The sequence below is a fragment of the Pseudomonas sp. 7SR1 genome, from assembly GCF_900156465.1.
GTDB lineage: Bacteria > Pseudomonadota > Gammaproteobacteria > Pseudomonadales > Pseudomonadaceae > Aquipseudomonas.
Genome location: NZ_LT707064.1, coordinates 5,640,940 through 5,653,217 on the forward strand (window position 1 = coordinate 5,640,940; position 12,278 = coordinate 5,653,217).

Annotated in this window: 8 protein-coding genes; 5 read left to right on the forward strand and 3 right to left on the reverse strand. The window is 63.7% G+C overall.

The annotated features are described in order from the left end of the window. Positions 1–16 precede the first annotated feature (16 nt). On the reverse strand, positions 17–2,401 hold the full coding sequence (locus BW992_RS24785) for a sensor domain-containing diguanylate cyclase (protein WP_076407238.1): 2,385 nt from the start codon (positions 2,399–2,401) through the stop codon (positions 17–19). Between the two features lie 143 nt (positions 2,402–2,544). Continuing rightward, positions 2,545–4,815, reverse strand: coding sequence for a bifunctional 23S rRNA (guanine(2069)-N(7))-methyltransferase RlmK/23S rRNA (guanine(2445)-N(2))-methyltransferase RlmL (gene rlmKL / locus BW992_RS24790; RefSeq protein WP_072389097.1), 2,271 nt, complete (start codon positions 4,813–4,815; stop codon positions 2,545–2,547). A 560-nt stretch (positions 4,816–5,375) separates the two neighbouring features. Here rlmKL and rmf point away from each other — a divergent pair. Next, positions 5,376–5,591, forward strand: a complete 216-nt coding sequence (rmf, locus tag BW992_RS24795; protein ID WP_003223300.1) for a ribosome modulation factor — start codon at positions 5,376–5,378, stop codon at positions 5,589–5,591. Positions 5,592–5,819: 228 nt separating this feature from the next. Here the strand turns inward: rmf and BW992_RS24800 are convergent, their stop codons facing one another. Beyond that, positions 5,820–6,839: a quinone-dependent dihydroorotate dehydrogenase gene (locus BW992_RS24800; RefSeq protein ID WP_072389099.1), complete on the reverse strand. Its 1,020-nt coding sequence runs from the start codon at positions 6,837–6,839 to the stop codon at positions 5,820–5,822. Positions 6,840–7,081: 242 nt separating this feature from the next. Here BW992_RS24800 and BW992_RS24805 point away from each other — a divergent pair, with 242 nt between their 5' ends. From BW992_RS24805 to BW992_RS24820, 4 genes are all read left to right on the forward strand, one after another. After that, positions 7,082–8,293 carry a CmpA/NrtA family ABC transporter substrate-binding protein gene (locus BW992_RS24805; protein ID WP_072389101.1) on the forward strand — a complete coding sequence of 404 codons (1,212 nt, stop codon included), beginning with the start codon at positions 7,082–7,084 and terminating at the stop codon, positions 8,291–8,293. Between the two features lie 14 nt (positions 8,294–8,307). Beyond that, positions 8,308–8,883, forward strand: coding sequence for an ANTAR domain-containing response regulator (locus tag BW992_RS24810; RefSeq protein ID WP_053153356.1), 576 nt, complete (start codon positions 8,308–8,310; stop codon positions 8,881–8,883). Positions 8,884–9,243: 360 nt separating this feature from the next. Further along, positions 9,244–10,455, forward strand: coding sequence for a nitrate/nitrite transporter (locus tag BW992_RS24815; protein ID WP_072389103.1), 1,212 nt, complete (start codon positions 9,244–9,246; stop codon positions 10,453–10,455). 9 nt (positions 10,456–10,464) lie between these two features. Further along, positions 10,465–12,135, forward strand: coding sequence for a bifunctional protein-serine/threonine kinase/phosphatase (locus tag BW992_RS24820; RefSeq protein WP_072389105.1), 1,671 nt, complete (start codon positions 10,465–10,467; stop codon positions 12,133–12,135). The last annotated feature ends 143 nt before the right edge of the window (positions 12,136–12,278 follow it).

Genomic DNA, 12,278 nt, shown 5'->3' on the forward strand with positions numbered 1-12,278 from the left:
CGGCTTCCGACAGTCGCTACTCCAGTTGTGCCTCGACCCGGTCCCGCCCGGCCTGCTTGGCCGCATAGACCCCTGAGTCGGCCCGCAACAGCAACGCATCCGCCCCTTCTCCGGCACGCCAACTGGCAATGCCGAAGCTGGCGGTAATCACACCGACATCCTCGATGGGCGCATTTCGCAGCCCTTCCCACAACCCGATGGCCAGCGCATGGGCGCTTTCACCGTCGGTATCCGGACACAGCACCACGAACTCTTCCCCACCCAGGCGACAGAAGACGTCGGTACGCCGCAGGCGCTGGGTAATGCGAAGGCAGACCGCCTGCAACACCCGATCGCCTACGGCATGGCCGTGCTGGTCGTTGATGCGTTTGAAGTGGTCGATGTCCAGCATGATGACCGAGAGGTCGCCGGAGCCGCGTTCGACCCGCGTCATTTCCGAAGTCAGGCGCTCTTGGAAATAACGCCGGTTGCGGATACCGGTCAGGGCATCGGTCACTGACAGGGCCCGCAGTTCCTCCTCCACGCGCTTGAGATCGGAAATATCCGAGATATAGCCATGCCAGAGCACGCCACCGCCCGGCAACTGTTCGGGCGTCGCCTCGCCACGCACCCAACGCAGCCCCCGCTGCGGCAGTTGCACCCGATACTCTTCGCGCCAGGGGCTCAAGGTATCGGCCGAGGTGCGGATCGAAGCCCGGACCCGGGCACTGTCCAACGGATGAATGCGTGAAAATACCGCCTCCGCGTTCTGGACCAGCACATCGGGCGCCAGCTCATAAATGTCGCGGATCCCGTCGCTGGCATAAATCACGCTGAAGCTGCCGTTGAAGTCCATCTTGAACTGGTAGATACCGCCGGGGACGTGGGCGCTGAGCTTTTTGAGCAGCATATCCCTGGCCGCCAGTGCCTCATGGACACGCTTGCGCTCGGTGATATCGATACAGATCGCCAGGTGGCCGACCCACAACCCCTGGTCGTCAAGCATCGGCGTGGCCAGCATGTTCACTGTCAGGTGGCTGCCGTCGCGGCGCACCAGGGTCCACTCACGGGCCTGCTGTCCGCCACGCTCGCCGCTCTCCAGCAGCATCGCATGGCAGGTGGGTATCGGCTTGCCATAGCGCGAGGCGAGTTGGGCCGCCCGTGCCTGGAGCTCACGCGGAACGTGCAGGCTCTCGAGGGTCATGCTCTGCAGGACCTCGCTGCTCTGGTAGCCCAGCATGTGCTCGGCCCCGGCGTTGAACGTGGTGATGACACCTCGCAGGTCCGTGGCGATGATCGCCACCTGGGTCGCGGCATCCAGCACACCGCGCAGCTGGCTGTGGGTCCCGCGCAGTTCCTGCTCTCGGGCACGCAGTTCCCGGGTACGTTGTTCCACCAGCGTCAGCGCCCGCTGCCGCTGGCTCACCAATACATAGAGCAGGGCGCTGAGCAGGAAACTGAGCAGGCCGCCCAACACCACCAGGCTCGATACCGAGGAATGGTTGGCCGACAGGAAGATCCGGCTGGGCCGCAGTTCTACCCGATAGTCTCGATCCCCAAGGCGCAACAGGCGAACCGCCGATAAATCGCTGTCACCGGGCGGCTCCGGGGAATCGAACAGCACTTCTTCCCGGACATCGCCGGACAGGTCCAGGACGCGCATGGAGAGGTTTTCATGGTTGGACGCCGGCAAGCCGACACCCACCAGGCGGCGCATGCTGATGGCAGCCACCACGTAACCGAACGGCTCCCTGGATGCTGCCCTGGTCACCGGGGCAACCAGCAAGACGCCACGGGCGAAGGCCGGATCGCCTCCCAGCAGATCCAGGGGCTGCGAGACCGCCAGGGCATCGCGCTGGCGCGCCTGTTCAAGGACCGCCCGACGCGATGGGTCAGACAATAGATCCAGGCCCAATGGCGAGACGAAGGACGGTTGGCTCTGGATGTACAGGACAGGCACGTACTCGCCCCGTTCGGCAGCGGGTCGCAAGCCGCCGCTACCATCCGCCTCACGAATGGAAAATGCATCCAGCCCCTCCTCCCGCGCCTGAAGCTCGAACGCCTGCCGCTCGGCCCCGGTCACCCGAGGCGCCCAGCCGAAAGCCTGGGTACGGCGCAACAGCGCCTCGGCGTAGCCGTGGAATTCGTCGCTGGAGACGCCCGATGAATTGGCAAAGAAGCGTCTGAGGCTATCGAGACGCTGCTCCTGGTCCTGGAAGCGTTCCTCGATGCGGCTGAACCGTTCCTCGGCCTGCAGCTCGAAGCGTTGGCGCAGTTGCTGGTTGAACAGATTGGTCATCGCCCAGGTCAGCAAACCGGTCATGCAGGTGCCCGCCACGAAGACCAGTGAAGCCACCAGCCAGGCCGAGACATCTTCGCTGATAAAGCCCAGGATCCTGGGACGTACCGGATGCAATGCCATAACGCCAACTCGAAGAAAGGGGGCAGGCATCGTTACAGCCCTGGCCACAGGCTTAGTTATAGCTATTAGCCATCACTTTGACCAGCACTAAAAACGGCTGGAAGCCTTGAATTACAAGGCTTCGTGGATCCAATCCGGAAATTTCAACGTGCCATGATCTTCCAGGCGCGGTGGATTTTTCCGTTGCGGGCGAAATCCGGGTCGATGGTGCTGGCGGTGATTTCCTCCACCGCGTAGCGCTCGCCAAGATTGTCCTCGAGCTGGAACTTGCGGAAATTGTTGGAGAAGTACAGCACGCCGCCCGGTGCCAGGCGGGCCATGGCCAGATCCAGCAACTGGACATGGTCACGCTGCACGTCGAACACGCCTTCCATGCGCTTGGAGTTGGAGAAGGTTGGAGGGTCGATGAAGATCAGGTCGTATTCATCGCGGCAGTCCTGCAGCCAGGTCATGACATCGCCCTGCTCCAGCCGGTTCTTGTCGGAGAAACCGTTGAGGGACAGGTTGCGCCGCGCCCAGTCCAGGTAGGTTTTCGACAGATCGACGCTGGTGGTGCTCCGGGCACCGCCCTTGGCGGCATGGACGCTGGCGGTGGCGGTGTAGCAGAACAGGTTGAGGAAGCGCTTGCCGGCGGCTTCCTTCTGGATCCGCAGGCGCATCGGACGATGATCGAGGAACAGGCCGGTGTCCAGGTAGTCGGTGAGGTTGACCAACAGCTTCACGCCTCCCTCGTTGACCTCGGTGAACTTGCCCTGGGTACTCTGGCGTTCGTACTGCCGGGTGCCGCTCTGGCGTTCGCGGCGCTTGATCACTACATGACTCTTGTCGATGTTCAACGCCTGGGGAATGGCCGCCAGGGCATCGAACAGCCGGGCCGAAGCCTTTTCCGGGTCGATGGACTTGGGCGCGGCGTATTCCTGGACGTGCACCCAGTCGTGATACAGATCGATGGCCATGGAATATTCCGGCATGTCGGCATCGTAGACCCGGTAGCAGTCCACGCCTTCGCGCTTGGCCCATTTGCCCAACTGCTTGAGGTTCTTTTGCAGGCGGTTGGCGAACATCTGCCCGCCTTCGCTCAACCGGGCCAGTTCGACCACCGGGGCCGGGGCCGGTTTGATCGGGTTGCCGTTCTTGTTGTACTGACGCTCTTGCGGCGTAGCCGGGGCCTGATCCTGCTCGGCAAGGGCTTGCTCGCGCTCCGCCTGGCGCTGTTCCGGGGTGCGGCGCTCGCCGGTGACGAACTGGTCGGGCAGCACCTTGATCAGCAGCAATTTGCACGGCAAGGCGCCGTTCCAGAAGGAATACTGCTTGTGGCTGCGGATCCCCATGCGCTTGCCCAGGTCCGGGGCACCGGTGAACACCGCCGCCTCCCAGTTCAGGCAAGCCTGGCGCAGACGCTCGCCAAGGTTCTGGTAGAGATACAGCAAGCTGGCCTCGTCGCCCAGGCGCTCGCCATAGGGCGGGTTGCAGATCACCAGGCCTTTCTGGTTCTGGTCCGGCCGCGGCTCGAACGTGGCGACCTCGCCCTGGTAGATCTTGATCCACTCGCTCAGGCCGGCACGCTCGACGTTGTTGCGGCCCGGCTGGATCAGTCGTGGATCGGCTTCGTAGCCGCGAATCCACAACGGTGGCCTGGCCAGCCCGGCAGCGGCGCGGGCGGTGGCTTCTTCATGGAGTTTTTTCCACAACGCCGGCACATGGCCCAGCCACGCAGTGAAGCCCCACTGCTGACGGCGCAGGTTCGGCGCCATGTCGGTGGCGATCATCCCGGCTTCCACCAGGAACGTGCCCACGCCGCACATGGGGTCGGCCAGCGCCCCGCCTTCGGCGGCGATACGCGGCCACCCGGCCCGGATCAGAATGGCCGCCGCGAGGTTTTCCTTGAGCGGCGCAGCGCCCTGCTGCAAGCGGTAGCCGCGCTGGTGCAGGCTGTGGCCGGACAGGTCCAGGGAGAGGATCGCTTCACCGCGATCCAGGCGCAGGTGGATGCGCAGGTCCGGATTGAGCTTGTCGATGGATGGCCGCTCCCCCGCAGGCGTGCGCAGCTTGTCGACGATGGCATCCTTGACCTTCAGCGCGCCGAAGTGGGTGTTATCGATGCCCGAACCATGACCGCTGAACTCCACCGCCAGGGTGCCATCGGCTAGCATGTGATCCTGCCAGTCTACATCCAGCACGCCGTGGTACAGGTCGTCGGCGCTCTTCATGGCAAAGCGCTTGAGCACCAGCAACACGCGGTTGGCCAGGCGCGACCACAGGCACAGGCGATAGGCGGTTTCCATGTTGGCCATGCCGCGCACGGCCGAGGTGTGCTCGCGCGCCTCTTCAAGGCCAAGCCCGACGGCTTCCTCGAGCAGCAGGCCTTCTAGGCCCTTGGGGCAGGTGAGGAAGAGTTCGAAACGATCGGACATTGGAATTCCAGAGCCTTTGGCTAAGTGGACAGGCAACGCATTGCCTGTCGGGTTCAATCAGGTGCTTTTCACCTGGGCCTGCACAGTGGCTTTTCGTACAGGTCCAGAGCACCCGGTGGCACGAGAATGTGCCGTTCCACCCTCGCCGCTCGGGTTAAAAAAGCTTAGATGCGGGGGCAGATAAAAAATTCTGTGGAACAAATCGGGGAAAACGCGTCCCTTTCGTCGAATAGTACCCGACGGCCGTACGAGGACATTCTCATTCGCAACAGGATAGCCCCTTCCACGCAGGGCCGATCATACAGGGGTCTTGCTCAAAAGCGGTCAACGAACATCATGTTACTTATCTCCCTAACATCTTTATTGTTACGTGCTTATGACAAAACGATCATTCCATCCATGTGACGCTTTGGTTAGAACTCAACACAGGTTGACGTCGCAACGGCGCCAACACCTTGGCTCGTCACGCCGGCAACGAGCCGCCAACGGCAGAATGATTCTGCCCCGGCCTCGATAGAGGTCGACGCTAAGCAACAGTCAACAAGTGAGGGCAACACCCTATGAGAAGACTTAAGCGTGATCCGTTGGAAAGAGCATTTTTACGCGGTTACCAATATGGCGTTGGTGGTAAATCCCGTGAGCTTTGCCCCTTTACTCTACCGTCGGTACGTCAAGCCTGGATCAATGGCTGGCGAGAAGGACGTGGCGACAACTGGGACGGTATGACCGGCACTGCGGGTATCCACAGACTCAACGAACTTCACGCCGTCGGCTGACACAGGGCTTAACACTCAAGAACTCGACAATCTGATACTCACAACGATTTAACCACGCGCGTCCCATCCGGACGGCGGGCTACGGCCCAGGGGCTCCTTCGAGGAGCCCTTTTTAATGCCCGGCTTCCTGTGGCAAACGCCCTTGTGGCGAGGGGATCTATCTCCTCGCCACGGATAGATCGACTCACCACAATAAATCCCTTCGCCGCAGTGGGTTTCAGAGATCAATCAACGCAACGCCGCGATGGCATCCACCGATTCACGAATCAGCGCCGGGCCTTTGTAGATAAAGCCCGAATAGATCTGCACCAGGCTCGCCCCCGCGGTGATTTTTTCGGCGGCGTGGCGGCCTTCCGTGATCCCGCCCGCGGCGATGATCGGCAGCCGTCCGGCCAGTTCGGCGGCCAGTACCTTCACCGTATGGGTGCTCTTGTCGCGCACTGGCGCGCCGGACAGCCCGCCCGCCTCGTCACCGTGCTCCAGCCCCTGGACACCTTCACGCCCCAGCGTCGTGTTGGTGGCGATCACGGCGTCCATTCCGGTCTCCATCAGGGCCTGGGCCACTTGTACGGTCTCCTCGTCGCTCATGTCCGGGGCAATCTTGATCGCCAGGGGAACATGCCGGCCATGAATCGTCGCCAGCTCAGCGCGACGCCGGGCCAGGTCGGCCAACAGCTGCTTGAGCGAGTCACCGAATTGCAGGCTGCGCAGGCCCGGGGTGTTGGGCGAGCTGACGTTGACGGTGACATAGCTGGCGTGGGCGTAGACCTTGTCCAGGCAGATCAGGTAATCGTCGACGGCACGTTCCACCGGGGTGTCGAAGTTCTTGCCGATATTGATGCCCAGCACGCCCTTGTACTTGGCCGCCGCCACGCGGGCCAGCAGATGATCGACGCCGAGGTTGTTGAAACCCATGCGGTTGATGATCGCCTCGGCCTGGGGCAGGCGGAAGAGCCGGGGCTTGGGGTTGCCTGGTTGCGGCCGTGGCGTGACAGTGCCGATTTCCACGAAACCGAATCCCAGTTGCGCGAATCCGTCGATGGCCGCGCCATTCTTGTCCAGCCCTGCCGCCAGGCCGACGGGGTTGGGGAACTGCAGCCCCATCACGGTCACCGGCAACTTCGCCGGCGCCTTGCACAACAGGCCATTGAGGCCCAGGCGCCCGCCCGCGCCGATCAGATCCAGGGACAGGTCGTGGGAGGTTTCCGGGGAAAGTTTGAACAGCAGTTCACGGGCCAGGGTGTACATGGGCGGCTTTGACTCGGGCGACAAAATGAGGCGGCGATTATAGCCGCGCAGCGCCGGTTCAGCGAGGCGCCTGCATAAAACAGCACCGATGGCATATGCCTTGCACCCTTTTCGGTCATCGGCGCTCATACCAACGGCGGAATGAGTGCCACACTGTTTAAAGAGGACAATGGCGTCGTCATCCGGCACTGCTCTGGCAGCAGCCCGGGTACGGCGCTTTTTCATGTGGAAGGTGATGCCCGATGAATGAAGTTCCAGCCACTCCCCTGGCCTGGGTCAATGGCAGCGATGCACCGGAAAAAAGCGTGCTCGATCTCGGCTTCATGGCCCTGAGCGACTGCGCCCCGGTCGTGGTGGCCGCTACCCAGGGGTTCGCCCAACCCTACGGCCTGACCTTGAACCTCAAGCGCCAGGCCTCCTGGGCCAACTTGCGGGACAAGCTGGTCAGCGGTGAAATCGACGCGGCCCACAGCCTGTACGGCCTGGTCTACGCCGTACACCTGGGTATCGGTGGCGTCGCGCCGACCGACATGGCCGTACTGATGGGCCTGAACCAGAACGGCCAGAGCATCAACCTTTCCCATGGCCTGCAGGCCCTGGGCGTGACCAGTCCTGAGGCACTGGAACGCCATGTGCACCAAACTCGCACGAAACTGACCTTCGCCCAGACTTTCCCCACGGGCACCCATGCGATGTGGCTTTATTACTGGCTCGCCGCCCAAGGCATCCACCCCTTGTCGGACGTCGACAGCGTGGTGGTCCCGCCGCCACAGATGGTCGCCCACCTGCAGGCCGGGCGCATCGATGGCCTCTGCGTCGGCGAACCCTGGTGTGCCAGCGCGGTGAAGCAGAACCTGGGCTTCACCCTGGCGACCACCCAGACCATCTGGCCCGATCATCCGGAAAAGGTCCTGGGTTGCACCCGAGCATTCGTGGAGCAGTACCCCAACACCGCGCGGGCCTTGGTAATGGCTGTCCTCGAAGCCAGCCGATTCATCGAACAGAGTACCGAGAACCGTCGCAGCACCGCGCAACTGCTGAGCGCGCCCGAGTACCTCGACGCACCGCTGGACTGCATCGAGCCCCGCCTGCTCGGCATCTATGCCGACGGCCTGGGCAACAGCTGGCAGGATCCCCACGCCATGCGCTTCCACGGCAACGGCGAGGTGAACGTGCCGTACCTGTCCGACGGCATGTGGTTCATGACTCAGTTCCGGCGTTGGGGCCTGCTGCGCGAAGACCCGGATTACCTCGCCGTGGCGCGGGAGGTCCAACAGCTCGAGTTGTACCATGAGGCCTGTGCGGCGCTGGGCATCGCGTCCCCACGCCAGGACATGCGCAGCAGCCAGTTGATCGACGGCATCCGCTGGGACGGTTCCGATCCGGCCGGGTATGCCCGTGGCTTCAAACTGCACGCCTTGAGCGATGCGGCTCCCCTTCTCGCCAGCCGCTGACAGGAGCCCCGACCATGTTGCGTATCCTGCTGATCAACGACACCGCGAAAAAGGTCGGGCGCCTCAAGGCTGCCCTGACGGAGGCCGGATTCGACGTCATCGACGAATCCGGGCTGACCATCGACTTGCCGGAACGCGTCGAAACAGTGCGTCCGGATGTCATCCTGATCGATACCGAGTCACCGGGACGAGACGTCATGGAACAAGTGGTGCTGGTCAGCCGCGACCAGCCACGACCGATCGTCATGTTTACCGACGAGCACGACCCGGATGTGATGCGCCAGGCGATCAAGTCCGGCGTAAGCGCCTATATCGTCGAAGGCATCCACGCCGCGCGCCTGCAGCCGATCCTCGACGTGGCCATGGCCCGCTTCGAAAGCGACCAGGCCCTGCGGGCCCAGCTCCTGGCACGGGACCAGCAACTGGCCGAACGCAAGCGCATCGAACTGGCCAAGGGCATGCTGATGAAGATGAAAGCCTGCAATGAGGAACAGGCCTACACCCTGATGCGCCGCCAGGCCATGAGCCGCCAGCAGAAGCTGATCCAGGTGGCGGAGCAGATCATCGCGATGAATGAGCTGCTGGGCTGAAAACCTTGAAGCACCTGGCCTGGCGCCATCGCAAGCCAGCTCGCTCCCACAGTTGATCCGGGGTATCCACAGATATTGTGTTCACCCCAGCCCCTCTGTGGGAGCGAGCTGGCTCGCGATAGTCCTAAGCCCAATCCCTCCTGTTGGCACAGATCTCGCTTAAGCAATCTCACCGGTAGCCAACGGCGGTTGCCCACCTACGACAAAGACGTCGCACACCCTGCTCGCCCCCAGGCGGCCCGGGTTGCGGCGTTTTTTTTTGCTTTGGCCCCACCGTCCGGGGTCGGTGGGGTCGCCATGACGGCGCACCACCTCGAAGCACTGACTCATTACCCGAGACTTTTACCGCTGAGGTGCGCGATGAATTCAAGCTTCTGGAAATCCGGCCACACCCCGACCCTGTTCGCAGCCTTCCTCTACTTCGACCTGAGCTTCATGGTCTGGTACCTGCTCGGCCCACTGGCGGTGCAAATCGCCACCGACCTGCAACTGACCACCCAGCAACGCGGCCTGATGGTGGCGACGCCGATCCTGGCCGGCGCCGTACTGCGCCTGCTCATGGGCCTGCTGGCCGACCGGATCTCCCCCAAAACCGCCGGCATGGTCGGCCAGGTGATCGTGATCGGTGCGCTGTTCTGCGCCTGGAAACTGGGCATCCACAGTTATGAGCAGGCATTGCTGCTGGGCCTGTTCCTGGGCGTGGCCGGCGCATCGTTCGCCGTCGCCCTGCCGCTGGCCTCCCAATGGTATCCGCCGCAGCACCAGGGCAAGGCCATGGGCATCGCCGGTGCCGGTAACTCGGGCACCGTGCTGGCCGCGCTGATCGCACCGGTCATGGCCGCCACGTTTGGCTGGACCAACGTATTCGGCTTCGCCCTGATCCCTCTGGGCCTGACCCTGGTCCTGTTCGCCTGGCTGGCCAAGAACGCGCCGGAGCGGCCGAAAGCCAAATCCATGGCCGATTACCTCAAGGCCCTGGGTGACCGTGATAGCTGGTGGTTCATGTTCTTCTACAGCGTGACCTTCGGCGGCTTCATCGGCCTGGCCAGCGCCCTGCCTGGCTACTTCAACGACCAGTACGGCCTGAGTCCGGTGACAGCCGGCTACTACACCGCCGCCTGCGTCTTCGGCGGCAGCCTGATGCGCCCGCTGGGCGGCGCCCTGGCGGACCGTTTCGGTGGCATTCGCACCCTGCTGGGCATGTACACCATCGCGGCGGTGTGCATCGCCGCGGTGGGTTTCAACCTGCCAAGCTCCTACGCGGCGCTGGCCCTGTTCGTCTGCACCATGCTGGGGCTGGGGGCGGGTAACGGCGCGGTGTTCCAACTGGTGCCGCAGCGCTTCCGTCGCGAAATCGGGGTCATGACCGGGCTGATCGGCATGGCCGGCGGTATCGGTGGCTTCGCCCTGGCGGCGGGCATGGGGGCGATCAAGCAGAGCACCGGCAGCTATCAACTGGCGCTGTGGCTGTTCGCCAGTCTCGGCGTATTGGCCTGGTTCGGCCTGCACGGCGTCAAGCGCCGCTGGAGGACCACCTGGGGTTCGGCCGCCGTTACTGCGGCCCGGGTATAACCAACCACCATGAGCCTGCAACTGAGTTTCGCCGAAGCCAGTGCCATCGGCCCGCGCGAGGAAAACCAGGACGCCCTGCGCCTGGTCACGCCAGCCCCGGCCCTGGCCGCCAGCAAGGGCTACCTGTTCGCCATCGCCGACGGCGTGAGCCAATGCGCCGATGGCGGCCTGGCCGCCCGTTCGACGTTGCAGGCGCTGGCCCTGGATTACTACGCCACGCCACAGACCTGGGGGGTGGCCCAGGCCCTGGATCGGCTGTTGCTGGCACAGAACCGCTGGTTGCAGGCCAACGGTGGCGGACAGCCCCTGCTTACCACTGTCAGTGCCCTGGTGCTACGGGGCCGACGCTTCACCCTGGCCCATGTGGGCGATTGTCGGGTCTACCGCTGGCACGCCGATCAGTTGCAACGGGTCAGCGAAGACCACGTCTGGGAACAGCAGGGCATGCAGCACGTGCTCAAGCGTGCCCTGGGGCTGGACCAGCACCTGATCCTCGACTTCCTCGACGGCGAACTGCGCACCGACGAAACCTTCGTCCTGCTCAGCGACGGCGTCTGGGCGGTATTGGGGGACACGGCCATCGCCGGCATCCTGCGCGACCAACCGGACCTGGACCTCGCGGCCCAGACGCTGGTCAACGCCGCACACCTGGCCGGCAGCCAGGACAACGCCAGCGCGCTGCTGGTACGGGTCGATGCACTGGGTGAAGCAAGCATCGGCGATGCGCTGATTCAACTGCAGCAATGGCCCCTTCCCCCGGCCCTGAAACCAGGCCAGGTGTTCGAAGGCTGGCGGATCGAAGGGCTGCTCGGCCAGAGCCAGCAATCGTTGCTGTATCGGGTACACGACAGTCAGGGCCAGCCGTGGCTGTTGAAAACCCTGCCTGGGCACCTGCGGGACGACACCCGGGCCGGGCAGGCGCTGCTCTCCGAGGAATGGTTCCTGCGCCGGGTCGCAGGCCGGCAGTTTCCGGAAGTCCATGGGGTTGCCCAACGTCAGCACCTGTACTACGTGATGCGTGAATACCCGGGCATCACCCTGGCCGAACTGTTCGACCGGGGCGGCACCTTGCCGCTGGCCCGATGGCAAGACCTGGCGCAGCGGCTGGTACGGGCCGTGGGGTTGCTGCACCGACGGCAGATCTACCATCGCGACATCAAGCCGGAAAACCTGCACCTGGGGGACGATGGGGAACTGCGCCTGCTGGACTTCGGCCTGGCGTATTGCCCGGGGCTGTCGGAGGACCAGGCCAATGTCTTGCCGGGAACCCCAAGTTATATTGCCCCGGAAGCCTTCGGCGGTATCGCCCCCACCGCACAGCAGGACCTGTATGCGGTCGGTGTGACCTTGTACTTCCTGCTGACGGGGCATTACCCCTACGGCGAAATCGAGGCCTTCCAGCGGCCGCGCTTTGGCGTGCCGGTCAGCGCCAACCGTTACCGGCCGGACCTGCCCGAATGGCTCGGGCAAAGCCTGGAGCGGGCCGTTGCCGCCGATCCTGGCCAACGCTTCGAAACCGCCGAGGAATGGCTGTTATTGCTGGAACAGGGCGAGCGCCGCAGCTTGAGCGTCAGGCCCCGTCCGCTGCTGGAGCGCGAACCGCTGAAAGTCTGGCGGACGTTGGCGCTGGTGTCGTTGGTGGTGAATGTCGTGCTGCTGTTCCTGGTGTTTCACAGCTGAGATCCGGTCGCGCCTGTCGCGCGCAAGCTCGCTCCCGCAGGGTGTGTGTGTCCACCGCAGATCCAATGTGGGAGCGAGCTTGCTCGCGATGGCAGCCCGATCGTCCATACAACTGCTCCTGCAAGACGCTCCATTACCGGGCA